The organism is Nitrosopumilus sp. (assembly GCF_025699255.1).
Lineage (GTDB): Archaea > Thermoproteota > Nitrososphaeria > Nitrososphaerales > Nitrosopumilaceae > Nitrosopumilus.
Genome location: NZ_JAILWA010000002.1, coordinates 266,081 through 292,079, shown reverse-complemented (window position 1 = coordinate 292,079; position 25,999 = coordinate 266,081). Strand labels below are relative to the sequence as shown.

32 protein-coding genes and 1 tRNA gene are annotated in these 25,999 nt (G+C 37.4%); 14 read left to right on the top strand and 19 right to left on the bottom strand.

Annotated elements, in window-relative coordinates; all coding sequences use genetic code 11:
- The first annotated feature begins 37 nt into the window (after positions 1 to 37).
- From K5781_RS03725 to K5781_RS03715, 3 genes are read left to right on the top strand one after another with little or no spacing between them, the layout of a single operon-like run.
- Positions 38 to 211, top strand: coding sequence for a protein translocase SEC61 complex subunit gamma (locus K5781_RS03725; protein ID WP_297440841.1), 174 nt, complete (start codon positions 38 to 40; stop codon positions 209 to 211).
- 2 nt (positions 212 to 213) lie between these two features.
- Positions 214 to 672 (top strand): transcription elongation factor Spt5, encoded by a 459-nt coding sequence (locus K5781_RS03720; RefSeq protein WP_297440839.1) that lies wholly within the window; start codon positions 214 to 216, stop codon positions 670 to 672.
- 35 nt (positions 673 to 707) lie between these two features.
- On the top strand, positions 708 to 1,187 hold the full coding sequence (locus tag K5781_RS03715) for a 50S ribosomal protein L11 (protein WP_297440837.1): 480 nt from the start codon (positions 708 to 710) through the stop codon (positions 1,185 to 1,187).
- A gap of 5 nt (positions 1,188 to 1,192) precedes the next feature.
- On the opposite strand, the gene K5781_RS03710 is transcribed toward K5781_RS03715, so the two are convergent.
- Both K5781_RS03710 and K5781_RS03705 read right to left on the bottom strand, forming a co-directional pair.
- Positions 1,193 to 1,801, bottom strand: coding sequence for a class I SAM-dependent methyltransferase (locus K5781_RS03710; RefSeq protein WP_297440835.1), 609 nt, complete (start codon positions 1,799 to 1,801; stop codon positions 1,193 to 1,195).
- A gap of 8 nt (positions 1,802 to 1,809) precedes the next feature.
- Positions 1,810 to 2,241, bottom strand: coding sequence for an Lrp/AsnC family transcriptional regulator (locus tag K5781_RS03705; protein WP_297440881.1), 432 nt, complete (start codon positions 2,239 to 2,241; stop codon positions 1,810 to 1,812).
- 192 nt (positions 2,242 to 2,433) lie between these two features.
- Here K5781_RS03705 and K5781_RS03700 point away from each other — a divergent pair, with 192 nt between their 5' ends.
- Genes K5781_RS03700 through K5781_RS03690 form a run of 3 tightly spaced genes read left to right on the top strand, consistent with a single transcriptional unit; the run spans position 2,434 to position 4,230 of the window.
- Entirely contained in the window at positions 2,434 to 3,096 is a 663-nt protein-coding gene (locus K5781_RS03700) for a 50S ribosomal protein L1 (RefSeq protein WP_297440833.1), read from the top strand.
- On the top strand, positions 3,089 to 3,955 hold the full coding sequence (locus K5781_RS03695; protein WP_297440831.1) for a 50S ribosomal protein L10: 867 nt from the start codon (positions 3,089 to 3,091) through the stop codon (positions 3,953 to 3,955). Before K5781_RS03700 ends, K5781_RS03695 begins: the two co-directional genes overlap by 8 nt.
- Positions 3,956 to 4,014: 59 nt before the next feature.
- Entirely contained in the window at positions 4,015 to 4,230 is a 216-nt protein-coding gene (locus K5781_RS03690; RefSeq protein ID WP_297440829.1) for a hypothetical protein, read from the top strand.
- Here the strand turns inward: K5781_RS03690 and K5781_RS03685 are convergent.
- The 4 genes from K5781_RS03685 to K5781_RS03670 all read right to left on the bottom strand — a co-directional run bounded on the left by K5781_RS03685 (position 4,227) and on the right by K5781_RS03670 (position 5,877).
- Complete coding sequence (locus K5781_RS03685; RefSeq protein WP_297440827.1) at positions 4,227 to 4,859, bottom strand: trimeric intracellular cation channel family protein; 633 nt, start codon at positions 4,857 to 4,859, stop codon at positions 4,227 to 4,229. The genes K5781_RS03690 and K5781_RS03685 overlap by 4 nt on opposite strands.
- Positions 4,860 to 4,927: 68 nt before the next feature.
- Positions 4,928 to 5,233, bottom strand: a complete 306-nt coding sequence (rpl12p, locus tag K5781_RS03680) for a 50S ribosomal protein P1 (protein WP_297440824.1) — start codon at positions 5,231 to 5,233, stop codon at positions 4,928 to 4,930.
- An 87-nt stretch (positions 5,234 to 5,320) separates the two neighbouring features.
- Positions 5,321 to 5,488: a hypothetical protein gene (locus K5781_RS03675; protein WP_297440822.1), complete on the bottom strand. Its 168-nt coding sequence runs from the start codon at positions 5,486 to 5,488 to the stop codon at positions 5,321 to 5,323.
- 8 nt (positions 5,489 to 5,496) lie between these two features.
- Positions 5,497 to 5,877, bottom strand: coding sequence for a response regulator (locus K5781_RS03670; RefSeq protein ID WP_297440820.1), 381 nt, complete (start codon positions 5,875 to 5,877; stop codon positions 5,497 to 5,499).
- A 142-nt stretch (positions 5,878 to 6,019) separates the two neighbouring features.
- Here K5781_RS03670 and K5781_RS03665 point away from each other — a divergent pair, with 142 nt between their 5' ends.
- Positions 6,020 to 6,148 (top strand): hypothetical protein, encoded by a 129-nt coding sequence (locus K5781_RS03665; protein ID WP_297440818.1) that lies wholly within the window; start codon positions 6,020 to 6,022, stop codon positions 6,146 to 6,148.
- 156 nt (positions 6,149 to 6,304) lie between these two features.
- On the opposite strand, the gene K5781_RS03660 is transcribed toward K5781_RS03665, so the two are convergent.
- Positions 6,305 to 6,814: a hypothetical protein gene (locus tag K5781_RS03660; RefSeq protein ID WP_297440816.1), complete on the bottom strand. Its 510-nt coding sequence runs from the start codon at positions 6,812 to 6,814 to the stop codon at positions 6,305 to 6,307.
- A 433-nt stretch (positions 6,815 to 7,247) separates the two neighbouring features.
- On the opposite strand from K5781_RS03660, the gene K5781_RS03655 reads away from it, so the two are divergent.
- The 3 genes from K5781_RS03655 to leuS are packed head-to-tail and all read left to right on the top strand — an operon-like array spanning position 7,248 to position 14,574.
- Entirely contained in the window at positions 7,248 to 8,975 is a 1,728-nt protein-coding gene (locus K5781_RS03655; protein WP_297440814.1) for an ATP-binding protein, read from the top strand.
- 60 nt (positions 8,976 to 9,035) lie between these two features.
- Positions 9,036 to 11,705, top strand: coding sequence for an alanine--tRNA ligase (gene alaS / locus K5781_RS03650; RefSeq protein WP_297440812.1), 2,670 nt, complete (start codon positions 9,036 to 9,038; stop codon positions 11,703 to 11,705).
- A 4-nt stretch (positions 11,706 to 11,709) separates the two neighbouring features.
- Positions 11,710 to 14,574, top strand: a complete 2,865-nt coding sequence (leuS, locus tag K5781_RS03645) for a leucine--tRNA ligase (protein ID WP_297440811.1) — start codon at positions 11,710 to 11,712, stop codon at positions 14,572 to 14,574.
- Positions 14,575 to 15,298: 724 nt separating this feature from the next.
- Here leuS and K5781_RS03640 read toward each other — a convergent pair.
- Genes K5781_RS03640 through K5781_RS03630 form a run of 3 tightly spaced genes read right to left on the bottom strand, consistent with a single transcriptional unit; the run spans position 15,299 to position 17,966 of the window.
- Positions 15,299 to 15,733, bottom strand: coding sequence for a hypothetical protein (locus K5781_RS03640; protein WP_297440809.1), 435 nt, complete (start codon positions 15,731 to 15,733; stop codon positions 15,299 to 15,301).
- Positions 15,734 to 15,774: 41 nt separating this feature from the next.
- On the bottom strand, positions 15,775 to 16,845 hold the full coding sequence (locus tag K5781_RS03635; RefSeq protein ID WP_297440806.1) for a hypothetical protein: 1,071 nt from the start codon (positions 16,843 to 16,845) through the stop codon (positions 15,775 to 15,777).
- A complete protein-coding gene (locus tag K5781_RS03630; protein WP_297440804.1) occupies positions 16,842 to 17,966 on the bottom strand; it encodes a hypothetical protein in 1,125 nt (374 codons plus the stop codon). Before K5781_RS03630 ends, K5781_RS03635 begins: the two co-directional genes overlap by 4 nt.
- Positions 17,967 to 18,044: 78 nt before the next feature.
- On the opposite strand from K5781_RS03630, the gene K5781_RS03625 reads away from it, so the two are divergent.
- Complete coding sequence (locus tag K5781_RS03625; protein ID WP_297440802.1) at positions 18,045 to 18,998, top strand: endonuclease/exonuclease/phosphatase family protein; 954 nt, start codon at positions 18,045 to 18,047, stop codon at positions 18,996 to 18,998.
- A gap of 508 nt (positions 18,999 to 19,506) precedes the next feature.
- Here K5781_RS03625 and K5781_RS03620 read toward each other — a convergent pair.
- The 4 genes from K5781_RS03620 to K5781_RS03605 form a co-directional block, all read right to left on the bottom strand.
- Complete coding sequence (locus K5781_RS03620) at positions 19,507 to 19,713, bottom strand: hypothetical protein (RefSeq protein WP_297440800.1); 207 nt, start codon at positions 19,711 to 19,713, stop codon at positions 19,507 to 19,509.
- Between the two features lie 86 nt (positions 19,714 to 19,799).
- Complete coding sequence (locus K5781_RS03615; protein ID WP_297440798.1) at positions 19,800 to 20,510, bottom strand: hypothetical protein; 711 nt, start codon at positions 20,508 to 20,510, stop codon at positions 19,800 to 19,802.
- 138 nt (positions 20,511 to 20,648) lie between these two features.
- A complete protein-coding gene (locus K5781_RS03610; protein ID WP_297440796.1) occupies positions 20,649 to 20,861 on the bottom strand; it encodes a hypothetical protein in 213 nt (70 codons plus the stop codon).
- 58 nt (positions 20,862 to 20,919) lie between these two features.
- Positions 20,920 to 21,522, bottom strand: coding sequence for a nitroreductase family protein (locus K5781_RS03605; protein ID WP_297440794.1), 603 nt, complete (start codon positions 21,520 to 21,522; stop codon positions 20,920 to 20,922).
- Between the two features lie 294 nt (positions 21,523 to 21,816).
- Between K5781_RS03605 and K5781_RS03600 the strand changes: the two genes are divergently transcribed.
- Entirely contained in the window at positions 21,817 to 22,830 is a 1,014-nt protein-coding gene (locus K5781_RS03600) for an NAD(P)/FAD-dependent oxidoreductase (RefSeq protein WP_297440792.1), read from the top strand.
- Here the strand turns inward: K5781_RS03600 and K5781_RS03595 are convergent.
- Positions 22,827 to 23,531: a YkgJ family cysteine cluster protein gene (locus K5781_RS03595; protein ID WP_297440790.1), complete on the bottom strand. Its 705-nt coding sequence runs from the start codon at positions 23,529 to 23,531 to the stop codon at positions 22,827 to 22,829. The two genes, K5781_RS03600 and K5781_RS03595, sit on opposite strands and share 4 nt — an antisense overlap.
- 32 nt (positions 23,532 to 23,563) lie before the next feature.
- Here K5781_RS03595 and K5781_RS03590 point away from each other — a divergent pair, with 32 nt between their 5' ends.
- Positions 23,564 to 23,884, top strand: coding sequence for a hypothetical protein (locus tag K5781_RS03590; protein ID WP_297440788.1), 321 nt, complete (start codon positions 23,564 to 23,566; stop codon positions 23,882 to 23,884).
- A 45-nt stretch (positions 23,885 to 23,929) separates the two neighbouring features.
- Positions 23,930 to 24,017: transfer RNA gene (locus tag K5781_RS03585), tRNA-Gln, on the top strand.
- A gap of 21 nt (positions 24,018 to 24,038) precedes the next feature.
- Here K5781_RS03585 and K5781_RS03580 read toward each other — a convergent pair.
- The 4 genes from K5781_RS03580 to K5781_RS03565 all read right to left on the bottom strand — a co-directional run bounded on the left by K5781_RS03580 (position 24,039) and on the right by K5781_RS03565 (position 25,937).
- Positions 24,039 to 24,638: a 30S ribosomal protein S7 gene (locus tag K5781_RS03580; protein ID WP_297440786.1), complete on the bottom strand. Its 600-nt coding sequence runs from the start codon at positions 24,636 to 24,638 to the stop codon at positions 24,039 to 24,041.
- Between the two features lie 5 nt (positions 24,639 to 24,643).
- The gene (locus tag K5781_RS03575) at positions 24,644 to 25,081 is read right to left on the bottom strand and encodes a 30S ribosomal protein S12 (protein WP_297440785.1); all 438 of its coding nucleotides are present in this window, start codon (positions 25,079 to 25,081) and stop codon (positions 24,644 to 24,646) included.
- Between the two features lie 3 nt (positions 25,082 to 25,084).
- Entirely contained in the window at positions 25,085 to 25,549 is a 465-nt protein-coding gene (locus tag K5781_RS03570) for a NusA-like transcription termination signal-binding factor (RefSeq protein WP_297440783.1), read from the bottom strand.
- A 64-nt stretch (positions 25,550 to 25,613) separates the two neighbouring features.
- The gene (locus K5781_RS03565; protein WP_297440781.1) at positions 25,614 to 25,937 is read right to left on the bottom strand and encodes a ribosomal L7Ae/L30e/S12e/Gadd45 family protein; all 324 of its coding nucleotides are present in this window, start codon (positions 25,935 to 25,937) and stop codon (positions 25,614 to 25,616) included.
- Between the last annotated feature and the right edge of the window lie 62 nt (positions 25,938 to 25,999).

Here is a 25,999-nt window from a genome sequence, read left to right as displayed (position 1 = left end):
GATAAGAGATATAAGGACACCTTATTAATTTCCAGCAATGAACCCTAGGCAGACTTTGAAAAACATGGCCAATACCATGAAAATGGCCAAGAAACCAGACAAGGATGAGTATCAACAACACCTTAGACTAGTTTTGTTAGGAATAGCAGGAGTAGGAGCAATTGGTTTTACAATTCAGTTTGTCTTTTCGGTGATTACGTTTGGTAGATAACATTGTCAGAGGAAATTAAATCACACTTGTTTGCAATCAGAACCACAGGAGGTCAGGAGAAAGTGGTAATGCGGTTACTAGAAGCAAAAGCTAATGCAAACCAGATTAACATTCAATCAGTTTTACTAGTAGACAATTTGAAAGGATATGTCGTAATAGAAGCAATCAATCCTAGCGATGCATACATGGCAGTAGAAGGAGTCAGACACATTCGAGGTCAACTAAGAGGAGAATTAGAATTCAAAGATATCGAAGGATATCTCATCAAGAAATCAACAGTTTCACAATTAGCAGTAGATAACATTGTAGAGATCACAGGTGGTCCATTCAAAGGAATGAAGGCAACAATTACAAGAATTGATGCTGAAAAAGAAGAAGCAACTGTAGTTTTGTTAGACGCATCATACCAACTACCAGTCACAGTAGACGCAAACTACCTAAAGCTGTCCAGTGAGGCTTAGGAAGGATTAAATTTTCAATTAGGATTTGATTTAACATGGGAGAACAAAAAATTTCATCACTTGTAACAGGCGGAGCAGCATCAGCAGGTCCACCTTTGGGTCCAGCATTAGGTCCACTCGGAGTGAACATCATGGAAGTAATCAACTCAATTAATGAAAAGACCAAAGACTTTGAAGGAATGAAAGTTCCAGTTACAGTAATTGTTGATTCTGATACAAAAAAATATGAAATTGAAATCGGTATCCCATCAGCTGCTGCTCTTATCATGAAAGAAGCTGGAATTCAAAAAGGCTCAGGTGCATCGGGTACTGAATGGGCAGGAGATGTCACCATGGATGCAGTCATCAAAGTTGCAAATACAAAACTAGAGAAATCTTATGCTAGTTCATTAAAATCAGTTGCAAAGACAATCATCGGAACATGTCTTGCACTAGGTGTCAAAGTTGAAGGAAAAACCCCAAAAGAAATTACTGCCGAAGTTAACGAAGGCAAATGGGATGAGAAATTTCAATAGAGATTTTAGCTCTTTTGCTTGATTGTTGCAAATATTGCTTTAGGTGGGGGATTCATAGTCCCATAGTAAACAGTTGGTTTAATGGATAATATCTGAAAATCTTTTTCAAATGCATCAAGGACATCTTGTTCTGAGAATTTGTAAGGACCTTCCTCACCAGGCAAGGTTTTTTCTTCTTTGCTCATCACCTTAAGAAACAAAATTCCATCATATCTTAGAATTCTCTTTATTTGATTCAGATATTTTTCTCGTAGTGATGGCTCAAACACATGAAAACATCCCCTATCCAAAATAAAATCAAACTCATCATCTGCAAACGAGGAGTTTAGAATATCATCCACTAGAAAAGTCGCAGCACTTGAAAGTTCTTGGGCTTTGCTAATTGCATGTTTTGAAATATCAGCACCTATGGATTCAAAACCTAGCTTTGCCAGTTCAATTGCCTGTGTTCCAGGTCCCGTACCAAGATCTAGAAATTTTCCTTCTTTTAGATTCATAGAATTGATTTGATCAGCCAAATCTGCATCAAGATTTTGCTCGTACCAAGGCATCTCTTTGACATCAGTTTCTTTGTAAAAGGAATCCCAGTCTGGAAAATTTTTCTTTGCAGACATAAAATAGATTATTGGATTAGATAAACAGGTTCTTTGTCAGTTTTTTGTAACTCTACAAAAGTCTCAGTATTTTGAATGCCCTCAATTTTACCAATCTTCTCAATTACTACTGAATGTAGGGCCTCAAGATTCTTGGCATATACCTTTATCATTATATCAAATCTGCCAGTAACCTCAGAGATTGAGACGACTTCGGCAGTCTCCATGAATTTTTTGTGAATGGAATCCTTGAACTTTGGATCTCGATTAATTCCCACAGATGCCTTGACTCCTATTCCCAACAGGGAATCGTCAATCTCAATTGTGAATTTCTTGATGAGTTTCTTTTTCATCAATCGTTTGATTCTACTGTACAACACTGATGCGTTAATTCCAAGCTTTTTGGATAAGGTAGGGACAGAAATTGAGCCGTCTGTGGTTAATTCATAAAGTAATTTCATATCTAACTCATCAAAACGGTGCAACGTACTAGAAAAATCTGGTTCTGATTTAATATATGTAGGTTTTCAGCATGTTTTTAGCTGTATTTTTAAGAATTTTACTGAAAATATGTAATTTTTTAAAATAATTGATTGGTCTAAAACCCAAATCTCTAAACGATTTTAAGTAGGCTTTCTAGAAAATTGTTCGTTATGATCACAGAGAGTCAGCTCGTCGATTTGGTAAAAGAGGCAAAAGCTGCTACCAAAGAGAGGAAATTCAAACAATCTGTGGAATTAATCGTAACTTTCAAAGATATTGATGTAAAGAAAGGATTTGCAATTAACGAAGTTGTTCAGCTTCCAAAGACAAGTTCTCCAGCAACTGTTTGCATTATTGCAACAGGTGACATGAGCCAAAAAGCAAAAGCTGCAAATGCAGATTCTGTAATTGGAACTGAAGAACTAGATAAATTTGGAACTAACAAAAGAGAATCTAGAAAATTCATAAACAAATATGATTTCTTTTTGGCAGATACAAAAATCATGCCAACTGTCGGTAAAACATTGGGTCAACTTTTAGGTCCAAGAGGAAAAATGCCAACACCTGTTCCTTTTGATGCATCAATTGAAGCATTCTTGGAAAGATTTAGATCTTGTATCAAAGTAAGAACAAGAGCATCACTATCCATTTCAGCTAAAATTGGAGATGTAACAATGGAGGATGCAGATTTAGCAATTAACGCACATGCAGTCCTTAACGCAATTGAAAAGAAATTGCCAAACGGCGAGAAGAACATGAAAAAGATTTTGGTAAAGACTACAATGGGAAAACCAATCAAACAAGCACAAGAGGTTAAGAAGAAATATGCATGAGAATAGAACCACTTATCCTAAAAGAAAATCCCAGATGTATCAACAGCTATTAGAGCTTCCAAAAAAATACAAAGTTGTATCAATCATTCAAATGAGAAAGGTACGTTCCACTCAAATCTTACCATTAAGAAAAACATTGAAAGGCCAAGTAGAATTTGTCTGTGTCAAAGATAAGGTTGCAGCAAAAGCACTAGAGACACTAGATATTCCAGGAATCAAAGACATCATTTCTGATTTGAAAGGACAAATCATGTTCATATTTACTGACATGTCACCATTCAAGCTAAACGTACTACTTGCCAAAAACAAAATCATGATGGCAGCAAGAGGTGGAGACATTGCAAGTATTGACATTGTAGTTCCTGCCAAAAACACAGGTATTGCACCAGGTCCAATGCTTACTGAATTCAAAGAAGCTGGCATTCCAACAAAAATTGATCAAGGTACAATCTGGATTGCAAAAGACAGCACCCCAGTAAAGAAAGGAGAAGCAATCAATGAAAAATTAGCATCAATCTTAGGTAAATTAGATATCAAACCAGTAGAAGCTGGAATTTCACTATACTCTGCATTAGAAGACGGCCTAAGATATGCCGAGACAGAAATGGTAATTGATGTAGATAAAGTCAGAGACCAATTTGCACAGGCCCACCAAGAAGCAGTATCACTATCAATCGAGGCAGCATATGTTACTGCTGAGAACATCTCACAAATTCTTGCAAAGGCATCAGGATATGCTCGCTCTTTGTCTGTAGAATCTGGATTTATGACAGATGAAACTAAAGAGCAAATATTACAAAAAGCAGATGCCCAAGCAAAAGGTGTTGCAGGTCAAGCAAAAGACTACACACCAGCATAATTTTCCAAAACTGCTCATAGTTTAGTACACTTTATGACCATCACAGGTAACAAAACACAATGAATCAAAAAGAGATAGATGAAATTCTAAACCACATCAGTCAGAAATTCAACGACGACTTGCCAGGGATTGTCAAAATGCTGGTGCGAAAAAAGATTGGAAAATTTCAGTCATTTCAAGCTGAATCCTTGCCTGACTCGCTTAGAACATGCAGTGTTGAGGAATTAATCAATATCGTGCAAGAAGCACTAGAGTCAGGAAAACTCAAACTTTAAGATTCTCTAACCTTTGGCAGATTCCAATTAAACTTCATTGCAAGCAAACGTATTCCAGTTCCTGCAGCGATTCCAACTATTGATGATACCTGGATGTCAACACCAGAAGAAAGCATTGCATAAAATATTACAATTCCAATGATGCTTGCAACTGCATACACTTCTTTTACAAATACAATTGGAATCTCTCTAACAAACACGTCTCTGAGTATTCCACCTCCAATGGCAGTAATCATTCCACCAAAGAGCATTGGAAGAAACTCCAATCCAACTACATGATATGCAATGGATGCACCTAAGATTGAAAACACTCCCAATCCAACTGCATCAAAGACAAGCCATATGCTCATCTGTCTTTTGAATTTTGTAAACAAGAAAAACATTACAATTCCAACTGTTACAGTTAATCCGACATAAATTGGATCAGAAAATGCAGTTGGAAATCTTCCAAAGATAACATCACGTGTTACACCACCGCCAACGCCAACTACAGTAGCTAAAACAATAATTCCAAAGATATCTGCCTTGTGTGCTATTGCTTTTGAAGCTCCTGTAACTGCAAAAGCTATAGTTCCCAAGTAATCAAGTATGCTAATGAAACCATCTATTGGAAAAGAGAAATCAACCAATCAATACAAACTGCGAGCTAGGAGTAAATAAGATTAACAAAATTAAATTGAAAAAAGTGTAAAGTTGCTTAGCCAAATAAGGAAGACAATCCTTCCATGGCTGCTTCTTCGTTTTTAGGTTCTTCTTTCTTCTCCTCTTTTGCCGGTGCATCTGCTGCTGCGCCATCTGCTGCTGGTGCTGCGGCTGCTGCAACTGCTACTGGAGCGGCTTTAACTGCCTCGTCGATATTGACATCTGCCAAGGCTGCAACTAGTGATTTAACTTGGGCTTCGTTAACTTCAGCACCAGATGCTTTGACAACTGATGTGAGGTTTGCCTCGTTAACTTCTTTGTCTAGTTTGTGAAGAAGTAAAGCAGCGTAAACATATTCCATTGTATCGAGATTTTCTTAGGGCATAATATAAAACTATGGAGAAATTAGGCTCGTTTCGTTGGTGTTTTTCTGATTGTTATTTTTTGGTTATTTGAATCGGTTTTTTCTTCTCAAAAGTTTGGTTTTTCTCTTTTGAAGCATATCGTATTTTCTTTTTAATTCTATTTCCTCATCGGTTCCTAATGCCTTGATCATCTTTTTTCTGATCTCTTCTACATCTAACTCTATCATTTTTATCTCATCAGTGTCATCCATGTTATTTCCTACTTGTTTTTGCTTACTGCACTGTCCAATAGTGCAACTGTGATGAATTCTCGAATTGAACGCATGTTAAACGGCTTGTGAAGAACATGGTCTACATCCAAAGTTTCTCGAAGATCTGATTCACTTCCAGAATCTCCAGTTAAGAGAATAATTTTTGCATCAGGATGTATTCTACGGATTTTTGTTATTGCGTATTGTCCATTAAATTTGGGCATGGACAAATCAACAAAGATAACGTCTGGTTTGAATTTTTCATATAGTTCTACTGCTTGCTTTCCATCATGTCCTTTGGCAAGAACTTGCACGTTTGATATCTCCAGCAGTTCACAAAACAGATCGACAATGTCTAGATCATCATCTACCACTATGCAACTAACCATACCTAAAAGAATCTGAAATTTAATCTATTTAGGGAGATGTAATTTCAGTTTGTTACATTTTTTTGAAATAATATGATCAGTAATTGATTCATAAAGAAGTCTAAAATCAAAAGATATGGGGAGAGTTATGGACGAGAAGACAATGGCAGAAATAATGCAAAAGGAAAAAGAGAAACTAATGACAGAAGTCAAAGAAAAAATTGCAAAAAAGAAAGCATACATGAACAAAGATGAACCCGAAACAGGATTTCAGAATTTGAAAAACACCTAAGTACTTATCTTCATACCTTATGTTATGGAAAAAGAACTAGTCATATCAATTATTATAGTCATAATATTTGGAATTGCTTTTACAGTTTACATAGCACAAAATGCCATGTAAACAAACAAGGAAATCAACTATATTTTACGCCTAGAAATTCAAAAATCAGTTCAGGATTTTTAGACTACGACAAACAGCATATACTGTTCGTTTGAGATTTGGATCAGACAAGGTATCCTTTCTTTGTCTTAGCACTCGTTTTGCCTCATCTCTTTCTGCACCTTCTGGCAAGGACAAAACAGCATTGAAAAATTCCGGCAATGATTCTCGAATCCAACCATCTAGCATTGCATAAATTTTTGGAGGAAGAATATCACACTTGTCTTCGTCAAGGTCCAAGACTTCGGCATAGTTTTCATGTTCAACTCTATACACCAATGCCAACACTACATTGTCAGGTGTAGGGTGTTCAAGAATTTCTCTTGAGCGCTCACCGGTTTTTCCTTGAGCAATTTTGTTTTTCAGTCCTACAGGATTTACAATCACTCCGTTGATGCCAACCTTTCTTCCATCAACACCAGTAACAATACCAAAGATAAAGTCATTAAATTCACCGTTTTTTTTAACTGAGAAAATATGAGTGCCTTCTTTCAAAGTAGGTTTTCTTCCAAACATGAATAATTTGATTCATGTAGTGTATTTATTCCTGCCCAATCAGACACAATTCTTGCAAAGTATATCCATTGTAACATCCCTAAAACCAAAAGGATGAAAATGTTGGCTCATTTAATTCCAAATTATCTTGAAGATTTGTTATCTGAATAGTACTCATTTTGTGTAATTTTGTTAATTTCACCTGTAGAAATCCAACTGTTTTAAACAAATTTCATGGCAACAGCTAAAAAATCAACAGCCAAAAAATCAACCGCTAAAAAAACAGCAGCAAAAAAGACAACCAAGGCTTCAAAAAAGAAATAATCTCTTGAAGTCTTTATTTTTTATCTTTGATTGAGGTTTCTTTCCGTATATTGTTTCATACAATTTGTTTTCATTTTTTCAATAACATCTTATATTATGAAGAACAGGTGCAAATTGGGTCTATGACAAGATGCACAAGCAAAAAATGGAAAGATTTGACAAACTATGGATTTCTTGTTTTGTTGCAACGCTACTTACAATCATATCACTTTACATAGCAAATTATTTTTCAGCCATAGAATTTTCAATTTTTGATGTAATTGCTCTGTTTCTATACACTGCAATTCCCGGCAGCTTGGTCATCGTAGTGCTCTGGGCTACAATCAAAGCAGAACAGATCAAGGAGATTCCAAAAAAATCCCTCGTTTTTCTAGCACTGTCATTTGTGAGCTGGTTTGCAGCAGAACAGACTTGGAATTTTTATGAGCAAGTTTTAGAGACAGAACCGTTTCCATCCATGGCAGATGTGTTTTACATCATCGCGCCGTTTTTCATGTTCATCTCACTGTTTATTTTTTTGAAACCCCTAAAGAAACAGATACCAAAAAGAAGCATATTTTTTGCCAGTCTAATTTCAGCTGTTTCCCTAATCCCAACTATCATCATCGCATACAATTCAGATAGCAACGAGATTATCGAGACAGTAATCGGACTTGCCTATCCAGCACTGGATGCACTAGTTCTCATACCGGTAATTATTACAATCTTGTTCTTGATTCAAAGAAGGAAAAATCTATTTTGGATAATGATACTGGCAGGAGTTTTGGTATTTGTTATTGCAGATACATTGTTTTTGTTCTTGACACTAACAGAACAATATACCACCCATCATCTGATTGATGTTTTATGGATTACAAGCTATGTAGTATGGTTTTTCTCGTTGCTTCGCAGCATCCACAATTCTAGGCATGTTTCAGACAAAGAAACAAACTATTCTGTACAGTCTGAGACGCAAAATATAACAAAATATGGAATCTCGATATTTTTGGTCATCATCAACATTACAGTTGCAATAGTTTTGTTCAGCATACGGTATTTACAGCCACCACAGACAGATACCAGTTTTTTGGATTATTTTTCCATAGTGTTAGTTATGTTGATGATAATTTTTTCTGTGGGAATTTTCTTGCTAAATAAAATACTGTACAAGAATCTAATACAAAGAACAAAAGAATTAGAACACATATCACAAGAATTCATCAAGGCCGAAAGACTATCTGCAATTGGTGAATTGTCTGCACGTCTTGCACATGATCTGAGAAACCCATTATCGGTGATAAAAATGACAACAGACTTGCTAAAGCAAACAACAACGAAACTAGATCCTGTACTAGATAAAAGAATCAACCTGATGAGCAAAAGCATAGACAGAATGACACACCAGATAGAAAATGTGTTAGATTATGTCAGAAAATCTCCATTGGAGACAACCAACACATCAGTTCGTAAAATTATTCTGGACGCCATAGAGAAGATCAAGATTCCAGATGATGTCAAAATCACAATATTTGAAAAAGACATGCACATACAGTGTGATCCAGTCAAACTTGATGCAGTGTTTGTCAATCTCATCATCAACTCTATTCAGGCAATACCAGACAAAGGAGAAATTGAGATTAGAGGAGACGAAAAAGAAGACAAGATAGTTTTAGAGTTTGTAGATTCCGGAATAGGCATTCCAAAAGATTCTCTGGAACATGTGTTTGAGCCATTATTTACAACCAAACAAAAGGGAACGGGACTTGGTTTGGCAAGTTGTAAAAACATCATAGAACAGCACGGCGGAACTATTTCTGTATCGACTAACCCCACTACATTTACAATTATTTTACCAAAAACCATTCTAGTTAGCAGTTGAGATAATTGATCATTTTTCTCAGCGCTAATTCTTAATATCGGTCTGAAGCAGCCTTGATAGTTGGATAAAAAAGAGATTTTAAAAGAATTTTCAGCAGATCCTGAGAAATACTATAATGTAAAATTATTCCAAGAGCAAGGATTTGTCAGAAAGTCATGTGCAAAATGTGGCAGATTCTTTTGGACTCTAAATGCCGACAGAGACCTGTGTCCTGATGATGGGAAAGATACGTATTCTTTCATTGGCGAGCCTCCAACTAGCAAGAGATTTGATTATACACAATCTTGGAAACAAGTCGAAGAGTTTTTTGTAAAAAACAATCACACTTCAGTTAGTCGCTATCCTGTTGTTTGCAGATGGCGAGATGACTTGTTTTTTACAATCGCATCAGTAGTTGACTTTCAAAGAGTAATGGGTTCCAAAGTAGTGTTTGAGTTTCCTGCAAACCCGCTAGTTGTCCCACAGACTTGTTTGCGTTTTAAGGATTTAGAAAATGTCGGAGTTACAGGAAGACATTTCTCTAGTTTCTGCATGATTGGGCAGCACAGTGTTCCTGATTTGGGAGGATACTGGAAGGATGAATGTGTTGATTTGGATTTTAGATTGCTAACTGATCAGTTTGGAATCAAAAAAGAAGAAGTCGTTTTTGTAGAAGATGTTTGGGCAGGTGGTGGCTCTTTTGGTCCATCACTAGAATACTTTGTTCGAGGATTAGAATTAGGCAATGCAGTGTTTACAGAATTTCAAGGAGAGCTAGGAAAGCACACCACACTTGATCAGAGAGTCATAGACATGGGAGCAGGCCTTGAGAGGTTTGCATGGATTACAATGGGAACTCCAACTGCATATGACTGCTGCTTTGGTCCAATCAATGGCAAACTGTTTGAAAAGGTTGGAATTGATTCAGATTCAGAAATTTTGAGAAAATACTTTACAGAGATTGCAAAAGAGATTGATCATTTCGATGATCTAAACCAGGTAAGACGTCTTGCAGTAAAGAATGCAGGAATTACAGATGATCAGCTAAACAAAATGATTACACCACTTGAAGGAATCTATCTGATTGCAGATCATTTGAGGACATTGATTTTTGCAATAACTGACGGTGCATTGCCAAGCAATGTTGGAGGAGGATACAATCTCAGAATGATGCTAAGGCGAATCAATGCAACAATTAGCAAGCTAAACTTGAAGCTAGACATTGATGATCTAATTGATACTCATATTGACTATCTCAAGGACACGTATCCTGAGCTTGATGAGAAGAGAGAAGATGTCAAGAAGATTCTCAAGCTAGAATCTGCAAGATACGAGGAATCCAAAGTTCACATGAAGAAAAAGGCTGAAAAGATTCGCGAAAGAGGCACCCCAAACGTAGATGAACTCATCACACTGTACGAATCAGACGGGATTACGCCAGAATATCTCAAAGAAGTCGATGCAATAACTGAGATTCCATCGTCATTTTATGCAAAACTATCTGATTTGCACCAGTCTGAGAAGAAAAAGGCAATTGCAGAACTTCCACTAGAGGAACTGCCTGAAACTGAGACTCTGTTTTACAAGGACGACCCAATGGAGTTTGAGGCCAAGGTTCTCAAAGTGTTTGATGATCAAGTTGTATTGGATAGAACTTCATTTTATGCAAGGGGAGGAGGACAAGAACCAGACTATGGAAATATTGCAGGATTCAAAGTTGTAAATGTGGATAAACATGCAGACATTATAGTTCACAAGCTTGAAGGTGGAGTACCAAAAGAAGGAGAGACTGTAAAATGCAAAGTCGATGAGACTCGACGTGCAAACATTACAAAGAACCACACAAGTACTCACATCATCAACGCATCATCAAGAGGAGTTCTTGGTTCTTGGATTTGGCAGCACTCTGCATTCAAAGACGATGATCATGCAAGGTTGGATATCACACATCATTCTTCATTGACTGAAGAGCAAGTAAGACAGATTGAAGATGCTGCAAACTCTATGGTGAAACAAAACCTCCCAGTAAGCATCAATTACTATGATAGAGGAACTGCAGAACAAAAGTACGGATTTAGAATTTATCAGGGAGGAGTTGTTCCAGTAAAGTCTGTAAGAATAGTATCCATTGAGGACAAAGACATTGAAGCATGTGGTGGAACACATGTCAAAAAAACCGGAGATATTGAGTTAATCAAAATTACAAAGACAAAAAGAATCCAAGACGGAGTTGTTCGCATAGAATTTGTCTCAGGACCAACTGCATTCCAGTATGTAAAAGACCAGGAAGAAGAATCAAAAAGACAAGCTCAAGAGCAAGCTGCAAAACAAGAACTAGAAAAACAGCGAGAAGAAAACAAGCAAAAAGCAAGAGAGCAGATTCCAATATTACTAGAAAAGATTCTAGATGGGCAATCAGGGCAACTTGATGGCATTACAGTAAAGGACAAAATTTGCTTTACATCAGATGAGAGTTACGATGAGTATTTCCATCAGAACTTTGGCAAGAAGCTAGTTGCCAAGGATGGCAAAGCAGCATTTTGTGGAATTTTTGAATCAGGGCCAACTGTACGTGTAATGGTGTATGCAGGGGCAGATTCAGGCGTAAATTCAGGCCAAATTGCCAAGGAGATAGCCTCAATTCTAGGAGGTTCTGGAGGTGGAGATGCCAAATTTGCACAAGGCGGAGGAAAAGACACATCTAAAAAAGACGAGGCAATAGCCAAAGCAAAATCAATGATTTTAGGATAATACCATGATAAACTGGAACAAAATAGAAACTAAATGGCGAAACAAGTGGACAGAGTCAAAAGACTTTGAGACAAATCCAAATGAGAAACCAAAAAAATTCATTACAGTTGCATATCCATATCCGAATTCTCCACAACACATCGGACATGGAAGAACATACACACTAGCTGATGTTCATGCAAGATTTTATCGAATGAACGGATACAATGTATTGTTCCCAATGGGATTCCATTATACTGGAACGCCAGTACTTGGAATGGCAAAGAGAATTGAGAAAGGAGAAAAAGAAATTCTTGACGGGTTGCGAAATATCTACCATGTTCCAGAAGAAGCAATCAAAACATTTGTTGAACCAATAAAGATTGCAGACTATTTCCATGAAGAGATCAAAGCTGGAATGATAGAGATGGGTTATTCCATTGACTGGAGACGAGAGTTTACAACCATAGTTCCAGGCTATCAAAAATTTATCGAGTGGCAGATTACCACACTAAAAGAGAACGGCAGAATCATTCAAGGTTCTCATCCAGTTGGATGGTGTCCCAAGGATCAAAATCCCGTATCACAGCATGACACAATGGGAGATGTGGAACCAAAGATAGATGAGAAAAACTTTTTGGTAAAGTTCAAGCTTGGTGAATTTGTTTTTCCAGTTACAACACTACGACCTGAAACAATCTTTGGTGTTACAAATCTGTGGGTCAATCCAAATACAGTTTACAAAAAAGTATCAGTGGATGATGAAAAGTGGATAGTCTCAGAAGAATGTGCACACAAGATAGAATTCTTTGAAAAGCAAGTTACAGTTGATGGAGAGATTGCAGGGAGTGAAATCATAGGACAGTATGCAATCAATCATGACGGACGGGAAATCCCAGTATTGCCTGCAGAGTTTGTGGAACCTGGCATGGGAACAGGTCTTGTAATGTCAGTGCCTGCACATGCACCAAAAGACTATCAGGCATTGATGGATCTCAAGGCCAAAAACCACGAATTAGCCTCAAAAATCGAGCCTATCCCAATCATATCTACTGAAGGATACGGGGAATTTCCTGCAAAAGAGATTTGTGAGAAATTGGGAGTATCAGACCAATCAGATGAAAAGCTAGAAGAGGCAACAAAGGAGTTGTATCTCAAAGAATTCACAGACGGCAAGCTAAACGAAAGATGCGGTCAGTTTGACAACGAAAAGGTTCAGTTTGGACGAGACAAAATCAGAGCATGGCTGCAAGAAAATAATCATCTAGAGAAATTCCCAGTACTAGAGAATGCGCCAGTACGTTGCAGGTGTGGAGCAGAATGTGTAGTCAAAGTATTGAACAATCAGTGGTTTTTGAATTACGGAGATGAGGAATGGAAGGAACTAGCTCGCAATTGCTTTGATGAGATGAACATTCTGCCAAGCAACATCAGAACAGAGTTCAAAGAAGTCATAGAGTGGTTGCATGAGAGAGCATGTGCAAGACAGCAAGGATTGGGAACCAAGCTTCCATGGGACAAAGACTGGATTGTAGAGTCATTGTCTGACAGTGTAATCTACATGGCATACTATACAATCTCACGATTTGTAAATGACGGAACTGTAGCACCTGAGAATTTGACTAGAGAGTTTTTCGATTACATATTACTAGACAAAGGAGATGTAAAACTAGCTGCTAGCACATCAAAGTTATCTGAAGATACAATAGAGACAATGAAAAAAGAATTCCAATATTTCTATCCAGTTGATTCAAGGCATTCTGGAAGAGATTTGGTGCAGAACCACTTGTCGTTTTTTGTGTTAAACCATGTTGCAATCTTTGAGAGAAAACTATGGCCGCAAGAGATTGTAGTTAATGGAAGTGTAATGATGGATGGTGCTAAAATGTCAAAGAGTATGGGAAACATCATTCCATTACGAACTGCAATCAAGGACCATGGTGCTGATCCAATAAGACTGGCAATAATATCATCAGCTGAATTGCTGCAGGATGCTGATTTTAACATGGAATCAGTTTCAGGAATTCAGGGCAAGCTTGCATCACTTCTTGAAGAGTGCTCCAGGCTCAAAAACGAGCCTGTATCAGAATTGCAAGCTGAAGACAGATGGATTTTATCTAAACTACAGAGCATGGTTGGCACAGTTACAGAGTCCCTTGAGAAGATGAGACTAAGGGAAGGACTGCACGAGATTTTGTTTGGGTTTGAGTCTGATTTGAGCTGGTACAACAAGCGAGTGGAAGCCAAAGAAAGAAAAGACGTTTCAGGAATACTGTACAAGATAAACTCTGCGCGAGTTGCAATGCTGTCTCCGTTTGCACCACACATAGCTGAAGAGATGTGGGAGAAGCTTGGGAATACAGAGCTTGTCTCAAAATCCCAGTGGCCAAAATATTCCAAAAGTGATGTTGATGCCACTTCAATTCAATCCGAAGAGTTGCTAAAGGGAACAATAGATGACATTGCAAACATTCTCAAGGTCACAAAGATCACTCCAAAGAAAATTGTAATCTATGTAAATTCAGATGAATTCAAATCCAAAGTTTATCGCAAGATACTAGGAATTATGGTTGGAGGACAAAACAACATGGGAGTCGTAATGAAAGAACTCATTGCAGATCCTGAAACTAGTAATGCTAAAAAAATGCCAGACTATATCCAAAAAGTGATCAAGGATTTGCATTCAGAGTCAGAAGAAATCAAAAACATGAAGCTAGAATCTGATTCGTTTGATGAGAAAGAATTTCTCAAATCAGAATTATCCAGCATTGGAGCAAAAGAGTTTGGTGTAGAGATTTCAGTGTATTCAGAATCAGATAGCGACATTTATGATCCAAAAGGAAAAGCTAGACATGCAAGGCCTTTCAAACCTGCTATTTTGATTGAATGATAATGTAGATTAATGCCAAAAGAAACAAAAATTTTCAATATTTGAACTCATTTGCAGTATCGGACTATTGGTGTGATGATGTACCTCTAAAAACTCTGAGAGTACTGTAGTTCGATACTGTAACTTGCAATTCTCTTAAGGGGAATTGTATGATTGGTTTAACTCTCTAGATCCATCACTATATTGAAATTAAAAAAAGTAATAATTGGAAATTAACTCAAAACGAAATTCGTTAAAATACTAAGAAATCAAACGTTACATTTCAACCGAAATGTAAACTAAAGATACACACTGTGCCTGAACAAGCATATTCTTCAAAATTATTGTATCTTTCATACAATAGATTATCATGCCTATTATTTGAAGAATTTTACAATGACATGATAATTCAAGTATGAAAAATAAACTAGACATTTCAACCGTAAAGTAAAGTTTAACAGAATTTTGTTAGATGTTTAACGATTTTCAATAATATTCAATTCAAAATTAATTCTCTCATAGAGATTTACACCACCAGTTCAACTCTCAGAATTTCACGTCATATTGACGATACTCACTCTTGCCACATTTCTTGCAGTACCAGTTTGTAAAATATGTCAGATTTCCCTTATCTGCAGTATTGATGTGCTCTTTTTCCATGGGAGTGTTGCAGTCAGGACAGTCCATGAATTGCTAAAAGTTTTCCAAACTTTAAATTTTCAAAAACCATGACATTTTGACAAACTTAACCACATCTGCACAAAACAGATTTTGCATCGTTTGCCGCATCATATATCCTCCAAATCTTGGTAGAAATTGCTCCCAAGTCCAAGAACCCGTCAATTGCCACAAATGCCGCAAAGGGTCCAGTCAATGCAGCAGCAGCTGCCTTCTTTTTGCCCAAACTGATCAAGATTGCCTTTATGATTTCAGCCATAACCAATCCGCCTACTGTTTTTATGAAATCAGCTGGAAGTGATACGCCAACATAACTTGCAATATATTGCAACATCATCGAATCGATTCTTTTCTCACAAAGAATCTTTGCATTAGCAGGATCTTGGCATTCTTGCTGTGTTACTGCAGCAGAGTTGTAATCTGCCCAATCAGTTCCTGGCGGTTCTTGGAATGCATGCCCCAAAGTTGAAACAACAGGGATATACTCCCACCATTCTGGCATAATTTTTTCTTTGTTGCAAATTAAATAAAGTTTTCATATGTTCATAACTGATCGTCACATGGAGTGTTGTCTTTAATTCCAAAGACTCTTCTCCAAAACTTTGATTTGATTATCCTAAAGGAATCATCTACTTGTTCACGGGACAGGCCCTTCTTGATGATTGGAATGTTTTGAGTCCATGGGATATACTCCCATTTCCAAAAGTCATGGTTGTTGTCTCCTTGTGCCATTGCGTGGTTTGATGTGTTTACAAAAACAACTGGATGATTCTCTGACTGGAAATAATACTTTATTGGGACATGCGGGACTCCGTCTGGATGATCTTCTGTCTTGTGTCCATGAATGTCATCTTCAAATATTGTCTTTCCATCACTGTAAATTCCAGGAAATTTGAAGTGAGGCTCATCAAAATGCATACAAAATGTCTCCACATCTTGGATTCGCTTGTGAATCAGGACTCGCAGTCCCCTGTAAATTGCATCAAGTGGTCCATGAGCTCTCAGTATCTCGTCATTGAATACCAGTGTTACTTCAAAGTCCTTATCAGACAACGGATGTACATGAACCTCGCGCAAAAAATTCTTCCATGCATCAATTCTTGGCTGATAAATTACTGGCAAGACATCAGAGTTTTTTGGCACATCTGACTCGAAGAACTTTGTTATAGGTCTTGGTTTTTGTATGTCAAGGTACAGCTTGTAAATCTCAGAAGACTTTATGTCTCCGGTACCTTTGCGCATCCAAATCTTGACTCCTGTTATTGGTCGGAGAAACTCAGAGTCCTTGAACTCTACAACATCAAAGTTGATTACCCATGCATCATATGTCTTTTCTTTGACCGTTATCTTTTCTGTTGTTGGCTCATATGTCTTGTCTACTACAAAACCCATCATCAGGTTTACTGTGTATGTGAATTCCATGTATGATGAATACTTGGAGTTTGTTCTTCGCAGTATGACTCGGGTCTTGTTGTCTAAAGTTCTTACAGTCTGGACAGTACAGTGTCTGTAGGAGAACTGCTTTTCCTTGTCTTTGACTTTTAGAATGCGTCTTAGCCACTGGAGCTTTTCAACATACTCTTCCTGAGTATAGGAAAACCAATAGTCAGTCATTTGAATAATTTTTGTATCAAATCAAGTTTGTCTTTGTCTGATATTTTCAGATTGTTAATTGTCTCGATTGCGTCTTTGGAAATTGTTTTAGATAGTGTTGGATGAGAGTCAAGTTTGCCTTTCATTTCAGTAGTCACCTTTTCTTGCTTTTCTAATTTTTTGTTGATGTCTGACAGGTCGTCATTGGAGTGATCTTCTTTTCTTGCCTTGAGCAATGCATTTAGGGTGTTTGAGCCAAAATAGAACCCTACGACTGCAGTTACGACTATGGTAAAATGCTCGATGAGTGTTTTTGGATCTTTTTCCAAAAGTATCTGTTCGGGGGATTTTGTGCCTTCAGAATTCTGTTTTTCTAGTTTAGTTACTGTGCTTTTTTGATGGGTGTCAGAGCTTTCAGACATCTCAATTGTTTCAGATAGTTCTGTGGAGAGGTTTGCTCCAAAGGCCGACTTCAATATCTGACCAGACATGACATAGTACGATGCTGCACCAAGAATGCTTTGTTTGGAGGCTGATGAGTTCTCTGGCTCTTTGATAGAGTCATCCAAAGTCCCTGCGCTAAGAGACAGGCCGATTAATACAATGTATGTTATTACAAGTGAGGCAGCAAGCGACTTTCTCATGATTCCAGTACCGACGATGACGTTTTCAACAAAGTTTCCTGACTCGTCTTTTTTTGGATTTTTCTTGTCTACAAAGACAAAAGGATTTTTTGTCAGAGAAAATTCTTTGAGAATATCTTTTTTTAGTTTATCAGAATCATTTGTTTTTGTAAATGTTGAAAAGTGTGTCCCTATGTTTTTTTCAAAGTCTTGTCTTCCTTCTTGATCTCTGATACTACGTAGTTTTTCTTTGATGCTATCGTCTACATTCTTTCCGACAATTATCTTATCAGGGGCATGTGCAATACCATGGTCATGTCTGTGTTCCTCAAAAACGGATGATGCCACAAGTGTTCCCCAAAAGGTAATGATTCCTATTGCGGCAAGTCCCAATCCCTCGGTTATTCCCTTCTCAAGGGACATGCAGTAAATCACACTAAGATTTGCAATGCCAGTAACAATTGCAATTAAAGAAGTGAAAAACAGGTAATGGTTCTCTACTGTCTGTGGCCATTCCATAATTATGAAGATACTAGGATACTATTATAATTAATGATGCTCCTATCAATTTAATAATTATCAAATACATATCAGTATATGTTCTCTTTTGAAAAGCCAAATCCTCCACACAACTATAACGCAGATTCAGAGATTCAAAACCTAAGGACACACAAAAAGAAAAGAGAGATACCAAACAAATCCAAGGACCACATCATCATTGCAACTTGGAACATTGCAAACTTTGGCCTGCAAAAAAGAAGAGACAGTGAACTTGAACTCATTGCAGAGATGCTTAGTTGGTTTGACATTGTAGGCCTACAGGAGATTCATGACAACCTGCATCATCTAAGGGCAGTACTTGATATGCTGCCAAAGTCATACCGAATAGTTTTCAATGACAGGGCAGGAAACGACGAGCGCTCTGCATTTGTATATGATTCCCGCAAAATATCAGAACTTGAGATGGTAGGAGAAGTTGCAGTGCCGCCATCAGAGAACAGGCACATCAAGCTTCCGGGAATTGACAGGAAATTCAAGGGATTTGACAGGAATCCTTTCTTTGTGTCATTTGTGGCAGGAGACTTTGAGTTTGTAATAGCAAACGTGCATCTGTACTTTGGAGATGACAACAAAAAAGACAGAGAGCGAAGGGCGCTGGAGGCATATGCTGCTGCAAGATGGGCAGACTTGCGACGCGATGACTCTCATAGTTATTCTGAAAACTTTATGGTTCTTGGCGACTTTAACCTGCCAAAGGCAGAGCATTCGGACCCAATATATCGAGCCCTGACAAAAAGGGGAATGCATAGACCTCCTCACTCTACAAGGGTTGCATCAAACATTGTAGATGACAAGGAGTATGACCAGATATTCTTCTTTCCAGGAAACACAAAAAAGAGATACACCGGCGAGTCTGGCGTATTTGATTTTGATGGTGCCGTATATCCTGACTTGTGGGACAAGGTAAAGCCTGACGAAGAGAAGTTTAGAAAATACATCAGGTACTATCTTTCTGATCACAGGCCATTGTGGGCGCAGTTTAAAACTTGAATGCAATTTCAGAAAAACACACAACAATTCCATACTCGTTTGGTACGGTTTGATTTGAAGATAGGATAACGTTTTTTTCACTAGTAAAAATTGGTGCAAAACAGTTTTGGATTGCGAGTAAATGGTTTGAAAATTGCTTTGAGCTGTTTGGCATGAGTGGTAGAACTCTATGCAGTCTTTGAAGGATCTTCAAACTATGGAAGTTCACGTAGTGTTCAGATTGATGTTCGTGTAGAGTAATTCTATTCATCAAACTCAATAAACATCCAAGACAATCCCTGAATATTTTCCCATGATTCATCTGTCATGGCATAATTATAGAAAATAACAATAAAACAAACACTGACAAATTCTACGAAAGATCTTTAAAGAAAAAACCAAAGTTTCAACATGCTTGATTTCAAAAAGTACCTAAACTGTCCTGATTGCAGAGAATCTCCACCATATTGTGCCACACACAGAAAGGAAGTAAATGCAATACTTGCAAAAGAATAATCCTTACAAATAATCAAGATTCCTTGTCTTCAATCTTTTTGATCTCATTTTCTATTTTTGCAATATTCTTTTTCCAAATTCCAATGTATTTTTCTATTTTTTCAATCTCTTTAGAGTCAGTCAGAGACTCTCTTTTTTCCAAATGCTGATTCAGTCTCTTTTTAGAGTCCTCCAGCTTTTTGTATTGGAATTCAAGGACTTTTTTTGTAATAAAATTCATAGATACTTGACCATTAGGTTCAGAATTAACTTAAGCATTTAGAAACATTTGGGATCTTATTCATTATTTTCTAAACCATAATAGTTTCATTTTACCTTAATGTCCTTGATTGTATCATCCAGTCGTTTCTCATGAAGTTTCTTCATAATTTTTTCAATCCTTTTTATTTCTGAATCACTCAAGAATAATCTCACCTTTGCGAATCTGAACATGTCATAATCTAGATCATCTCCGCATCGACCCAGTCCTAGCTTGTGCATTGCAGCATCAAATTCACGGGCAAATTCCACATCACATTTGTGATAGTCCATTATCATTTGAGACATTTCACTAACGTCATACTCTATCTGCGTGTTATTTAGAACAAGGTCTCGTGTAAACTCTTTTACCTGCTCTTCAGAGATTGTAGGAATATCATGAAAATGTTGAAGGCGGGGAACCTTCTCATACAGAACAGACAGCTTGCCATCAATTGCAAAAATTTGTTTTTCAATGGCTAGCTTGTCTTTGGTCTTTTCTTGCTTTTCCAAGTCTTCAATCAACCTGTATCGTGAATCTTCCAGTCGACTTACTTGCTTCATAAAGGATGCAAGGTAATCAACTTCAGAGATTTCCTTTGAGAGTTGTTGATTAAAGTGCTTGATGTCTTCATTTATTGTGTTTCTATTTTTCCCAAGATGTTGTGCAATCTTTCTTGCAGACATGCTCTTCTCAAAATGAAGTTCATACACTTTGGATTGTCTTTTTTCTTTTTCAAAGGAACAATCCGGTCCTCCGAGTTTTATGTTATCGTTCATACAATAACAATGACGAACTAGGAAATAACAGATGCTCGATATTCACCATGGTGTGCTACTCACATCCTTTATATCCACATCAAAAATTTTTTTTAAAGTGGCATAGTTTGGCACAGTTGTAATTAAAAACAGAAATTTCTATTTCTCTTTGTTTAAAATATCTAAGACCTCGGTGTTTGATTTAATCCAGGTCTTCAAGTAAGCATAAAACAGATTCTCCAGGTCATCTACGAGTCCCTCTAGCCTTGGGTCAGAGCGTATGTCTGCTAGCTGCTCATCAAGGTTCTCCAAAATTACCTTCAGTCCCTGGTTTGAGACCTCAAGCTTTTTGATGGCATCATCTACGCCCATGATTAAGATAAGACAACCTAGATAATAAACTCAGATCATAACACAATATTACATATTTTCAAAAGTGGTTCTCAAAGAACACTTCATCGACTGCAAGCTGTCCTCCACGCGGAGCAGCATCTTCAGCCCTTTTGCCAACTACTACCATCATCACAATCATGTGATCGGCAGGCAACTGTATCACCTCTGCAAGCTCGTCATACTCAAATCCAACCATAGGACAAGAGTCAAGGCCCATCTGTCTTGCTGCAAGCATTATTGTCTGAGCTGCAAATCCGCAAGAGCGCATTGCCTCATCGCGGCGGTTCTCAGGACTGTTCTCATATTTTCTAGCTAGGGAATTTTTTACCAGCTCTTGTTTTTCTGGAGTGTTGTTTCTCCAGTAGCGCAGCGGATCTTCTTTCCATGCATTAAGATTTCCACACAAGACAATCACCAACGAGCCGTCTTTGGGTTGCGCTTGATCACGAGCTGCTTTTGATATTTTGTCTTTGACTGTTTGATCAGTAACGTAGACAAACCTCCAGTTCTGTTGGTTGTAGCTTGTAGGGGATAGTATTGTAAGCTCTTGCAATTTTTTGATGTCTTCAGGAGACATTTTGTATGTGCTATCAAACTTTTTGATTGCACGTCGAGTCCTTATTGCCTCAAATGTATCCATAAAAAAACAAAACAAATCCCAAATTTAATTGAATGAAAAGGCGACTGAGCTTAAGATCAGCACCTAAAAGCGCTGATGACAGCTCACCACTTAAGATCAGTAACTTCAAGTTATCTGATGACAGCGATTTGTCTTAAGGCCTGAAACGATTGTACTCAGACGAGAGACTCACCTTTTCTGAATTCTTTATGTGAATTTGATATTTAACCGACACTATCTTTTCCTACTATTGAGAATTTACCTGAACAAATTCAGATAGTCTATTTATTACACCCCAAATTCAATGAAAATATCTTGAAGATTGCAGTAATGGGAATGGGGGTAGCAGGTTCCTATCTCATGGCCAGATTAAAAAATTCTGAACACGACGTTACAGGTTATGAGAGAATGAGAGAGGAAAACCACGATTCGATTTGCGCTTGGGGAACAATCAAGCCAATACTAACTGAATACTGCAAAAAGACAGGTAGAGATTTTAATGATTTTCTGATTCATGACGGAAAAAACATGCATGTCAAAATGAACAACGATGTCAAATTCGACATTGGCCTGAAAGGCTTATGCACATATGACAAGCTAGCACTAATCAAAGATTTCATAAAAGATTCCAAAATTATTTACGGCGAGCCACCAAAGCTCGAAGAGCTAGAAAAAGAGTACGACATGATAGTTGATTGTACTGGATTTCACAGAGTATACCTTCCAAAATTAAAAGAAGATTTCTTTTTGCCAACCTATGAATACAAAGTTGAATACGAGGACAAGGTTCCATATGATGACTTTTACATTGAACCATTTCCCGGAATGTCAGGATACTTTTGGTATTTCCCACTGGGAGAAAAATGGGCACACATTGGAGCAGGAGATTACAACAAGCAGCACATCAAGGCAACAGATGATTTTCTAAAAAAACACGGAGGCAAAGTTCTCAAAACCAAGGGCCGTCCAATCAGATTGGCAACGCCGGACAGATGCAAGCCATACTATTCAGGCAAAGTGGTAGGTGTAGGAGAATCAATTGGTACAGTCTATGCATTGCTAGGAGAAGGAATCATCCCATCAATGCAATGTGTTGAAATTTTCCTAGAGAACATGCATGATTTTAAAGCATATGAAAAAGCAGTTGAGAAACACTACAAAGTGTATGCAAAGGTTTTCAATTTTGTCAGAGCAAAGATTCACAAGGATTTCAGTTTCTTCAAGGCACTGCCAGACTTTATTGCAATATTTCGTTACATGAAAAAGAACGAAGACAGGTTTGGAATGGATATCAAGATTGCAGATTTGCTAAAAGTTGCAAAAGCCTAGCTGAAACTTACAGAACCAAACCCTTCTCTGTTTGTTCTATTTGATGCCATGTTGTAATCATAGATGGTCTTTGAGTAATCTTTGAACTCGTCTTTCATTGGATCAAGAGAGTCAGCCAGATAAAATCCAGGACAGTCACCGGTAAACTGGTATGTGGCATGGACACGGGCCTTGCCCTTTTCATTTTCCAGCCAGCTTGAGAAAGGATAGAGATAGCACACGCCAGGCCTGTCTGGATGCATGCTACAGCCCCCCTTTTCATCTAAGAATCGACATGAGATGTGGGTTCCATCATCAGCTTCAGTTTCGTCAGTTTTTCTTTTAAGATTGATTGTAGTCATTGTAGTCATTTGCCCAGAGGGTCCTGGCTCCTGATACGTGACAGTAAGAGTTTCGTTTTTGATAAATTCTGATGGCTTTTTGTATTTCAAACCTTTTCCAATGGTAATTAGATCATCAGAGGTTAATGGTAGTCTTCCCTGTCTATCACAGCAGTTGTGGCAGTCAGGCCAGTAGCATTTCCATAAAATGTATTTTTTTTCAGAGTTTAGATAAGGAACATGAAACACAACGTCTTTGACTTTGATTGGATAATCAGAAACATCAGTAATTTTTCCCAACATAAATTTTCGAAGGATAGGATCAACATCCCAATCCTTTTCCAACAGATCAAGTGACTCTTCAATCTCTTTTTGGGACAATCAAGTTATAACATCATTTGCAGATGTTATTAATGTTGAGTGAAAAAGGAAAGTATGCCTCTGCAACTCAGAACAGAAGATTTGTTTGGGCAGAAATTGTCTGGCCATTAATTTTAGAAATCAACGATGTTGCTTTTTCACTAAAACAGTTTCAAGACAAACGTGACAAAATATGCAAAGAAAAAAACATTACAATCAATGTTCCATCAAGAGGACTTGCATCATTGTTGCAAAAAGGAATTATCAGAAAAGAAGGAACAATCTATTCCATTCATTTCAGATTAATACCGTACATGAGATTGAGGGCAACATGCGATTATGCAACTGCAATTCGCGAAGTTAGACTAAAGTGATTACAACAAATGAATATATTCTAAAACATCAAAATTTCTTCAAGTAGCCCGATAGTCTAGCGGTCAAGGATTCTGCCCTCTGGATCTCAAGAGTGGATAGGCGGAGACGGCAGTTCGAATCTGCCTCGGGCTACTGATAAAATTTGTAAAATGACTATCTAGATGCTTGTGCTATTCTTTCAAGCTCGTTTTTCTTCTTTACAGAAGGTGCTGCAGGATCATTTGCTGCTGCAAGCATTAGCTGTTCTGCCATATGTTCCTCAATTGGTTTTGGATTTGAGAATGTGGCCTCTTTAATAGCATCTGCAATGAACTTTAGTGCCAAGTCTACTCTTCTGATTGGAGCAACATCTACAGATACATGGTAAACTGTTCCACCATAAACGATTCGAGTTGTGTCCTCGTTTGGTGCAGAAAATTCAATTGCCCTTACCAAAACTTCAACAGGGTTTTGTCCGGTTTTTAGTGAAATAATATCAAAAGCAGTCTTTACGGTATTGAGAAGCTTGGTTTTCTTGCCAGTCATTCGACCAGTGTTCTTTGCATATTTTTTTCCAAAGTGCATTGTTTTGTTGATTAGTCTTTCAACAATGTTAACATCTGCTTTGTTGAATCTCTTTAATGCTGAACGGCCATAAGTGTAAGGCAAGATTTGTTTTCTCAAAGATATGGCAGTCTTTAGGCCAGGATCTTTTACTTCGATATCAGATAAATCCCATTTTCTAAATAATAGTAAATTTTTTGTTTGTGCCATTTTATCTATCTCCTTGGTTTCTCCTTCTTTCCGATTACTAGTTCGTGTAATGCAGTACCGTTAACTTTGAAAACTTTGAATCTAACTCCAGGAATATCTCCCATTGCACCACCTTGAGTAGCACCCATGCCTTGAATGTGCACTTCATCGTGTTCATCAATGAAATTCATTGCACCGTCTCTTGGCAAAAATGCAGTTACAGTTTTTCCGTTTTTAATTAGTTGAACTCTAACACATTTTCTGATAGCAGAGTTTGGCTGTTTTGCTGCAATGCCGACTTTCTCTAACACAATTCCACGTGCTTGCGGAGCTCCACCAAGTGGGTCAGCCTTTTTGTCAATGCCTAATTTTCTTCTCTTGAAAGTAGAGATTGCCCATCTCTGTTTTTTCTTTTTAGTTGTTAAAACTCTGCCAGCAAATAATCCAAGTGGTGATTTTCTCAATTCTTACATCTCCATAGTAGCCCGTTCAGGACTGTTAATCAATACACTGCTAATATCAAAATATCGTTTTGCAAGTAGTCTTGCTTTCTCTGCATTTCTACCTTCTCTTCCAACTACAATTCCTTTCTTTCTTGGGTCTACCATTACTATTGCCTGTTTTGACCCATCATTTCGTTTATTTATTTTTACTTCAGAAATTAGTTTTGAATTTAGTAAATTAGACAAGAATTTTGCAGGATCATCATCAAATTCTACCAACTCTACATTTCGTTTAACAATATTTTGTAATGATTTGATATGAATTCCGCCTTTGCCAATTGCCAGTCCCATTTTACCAGTATTAACTACAAAAATTACTCTGTCTTGTTTTTCATCTTCTACACAATCACGTGCTGTTGCACCTGTTACATTTTGGAAAAGAGACATCATTCGCATTTGATCAGTTGTGAGTTTAATTGATTGTGTCATTAGAATTCCTTTTTATCTCCGAACAAAAAAAGTCTCATTTAAACTTTCATTAAAGCAAGAGCAACTAATCATTTTTTTCCTCAGCTTCTGTATCTTTTAAAATTGATTTGATGCTTGCGTCATCTATTGATGTAAATGAAATTGTTGAAATTCTAAATTGTAAGCCACATAGTCTTCCTAATGCGACTGATGTTCCCTGAAAGTTTACTAAAGGTATTTTTTCTTTTTTTGCATCGGATTCAATTTTCTCAAACATTTCTTTTTTAATTGATTGAGACAATACAATTAGCTTGGAATTTTTTATGGAGTTCAAAACTTGTTTAGTGCCCATTGTTAACTTATCTTCTTTTCGAGCATCACGTAATGATTTTTCAAGTATCTTACTCATGTGTTTTCCTTATGTCGATCGTCTTAACAGGGCTTTATAGGTTTATTGAAAAATCAAGCGTG

Coding starts and splice junctions, on each gene's coding strand:
- K5781_RS03605 (WP_297440794.1), bottom strand. CDS start 21,522: ATGGATACATTTGAGGCAATAAGGACTCGACGTGCAATCAAAAAGTTT.
- K5781_RS03580 (WP_297440786.1), bottom strand. CDS start 24,638: ATGGCACAAACAAAAAATTTACTATTATTTAGAAAATGGGATTTATCT.
- K5781_RS03670 (WP_297440820.1), bottom strand. CDS start 5,877: ATGGTTAGTTGCATAGTGGTAGATGATGATCTAGACATTGTCGATCTG.
- K5781_RS03640 (WP_297440809.1), bottom strand. CDS start 15,733: ATGCCAGAATGGTGGGAGTATATCCCTGTTGTTTCAACTTTGGGGCAT.
- K5781_RS03695 (WP_297440831.1), top strand. CDS start 3,089: ATGCATGAGAATAGAACCACTTATCCTAAAAGAAAATCCCAGATGTAT.
- K5781_RS03565 (WP_297440781.1), bottom strand. CDS start 25,937: ATGAGTAAGATACTTGAAAAATCATTACGTGATGCTCGAAAAGAAGAT.
- K5781_RS03700 (WP_297440833.1), top strand. CDS start 2,434: ATGATCACAGAGAGTCAGCTCGTCGATTTGGTAAAAGAGGCAAAAGCT.
- K5781_RS03715 (WP_297440837.1), top strand. CDS start 708: ATGGGAGAACAAAAAATTTCATCACTTGTAACAGGCGGAGCAGCATCA.
- K5781_RS03615 (WP_297440798.1), bottom strand. CDS start 20,510: ATGAACGATAACATAAAACTCGGAGGACCGGATTGTTCCTTTGAAAAA.
- K5781_RS03625 (WP_297440802.1), top strand. CDS start 18,045: ATGTTCTCTTTTGAAAAGCCAAATCCTCCACACAACTATAACGCAGAT.
- leuS (WP_297440811.1), top strand. CDS start 11,710: ATGATAAACTGGAACAAAATAGAAACTAAATGGCGAAACAAGTGGACA.
- K5781_RS03590 (WP_297440788.1), top strand. CDS start 23,564: ATGTTGAGTGAAAAAGGAAAGTATGCCTCTGCAACTCAGAACAGAAGA.
- K5781_RS03635 (WP_297440806.1), bottom strand. CDS start 16,845: ATGACTGACTATTGGTTTTCCTATACTCAGGAAGAGTATGTTGAAAAG.
- K5781_RS03610 (WP_297440796.1), bottom strand. CDS start 20,861: ATGGGCGTAGATGATGCCATCAAAAAGCTTGAGGTCTCAAACCAGGGA.
- K5781_RS03690 (WP_297440829.1), top strand. CDS start 4,015: ATGAATCAAAAAGAGATAGATGAAATTCTAAACCACATCAGTCAGAAA.
- K5781_RS03675 (WP_297440822.1), bottom strand. CDS start 5,488: ATGGATGACACTGATGAGATAAAAATGATAGAGTTAGATGTAGAAGAG.
- K5781_RS03655 (WP_297440814.1), top strand. CDS start 7,248: ATGCACAAGCAAAAAATGGAAAGATTTGACAAACTATGGATTTCTTGT.
- K5781_RS03705 (WP_297440881.1), bottom strand. CDS start 2,241: ATGAAATTACTTTATGAATTAACCACAGACGGCTCAATTTCTGTCCCT.
- K5781_RS03660 (WP_297440816.1), bottom strand. CDS start 6,814: ATGTTTGGAAGAAAACCTACTTTGAAAGAAGGCACTCATATTTTCTCA.
- K5781_RS03665 (WP_297440818.1), top strand. CDS start 6,020: ATGGCAGAAATAATGCAAAAGGAAAAAGAGAAACTAATGACAGAAGTC.
- K5781_RS03570 (WP_297440783.1), bottom strand. CDS start 25,549: ATGACACAATCAATTAAACTCACAACTGATCAAATGCGAATGATGTCT.
- K5781_RS03630 (WP_297440804.1), bottom strand. CDS start 17,966: ATGGAATGGCCACAGACAGTAGAGAACCATTACCTGTTTTTCACTTCT.
- K5781_RS03725 (WP_297440841.1), top strand. CDS start 38: ATGAACCCTAGGCAGACTTTGAAAAACATGGCCAATACCATGAAAATG.
- K5781_RS03710 (WP_297440835.1), bottom strand. CDS start 1,801: ATGTCTGCAAAGAAAAATTTTCCAGACTGGGATTCCTTTTACAAAGAA.
- rpl12p (WP_297440824.1), bottom strand. CDS start 5,233: ATGGAATATGTTTACGCTGCTTTACTTCTTCACAAACTAGACAAAGAA.
- K5781_RS03620 (WP_297440800.1), bottom strand. CDS start 19,713: ATGAATTTTATTACAAAAAAAGTCCTTGAATTCCAATACAAAAAGCTG.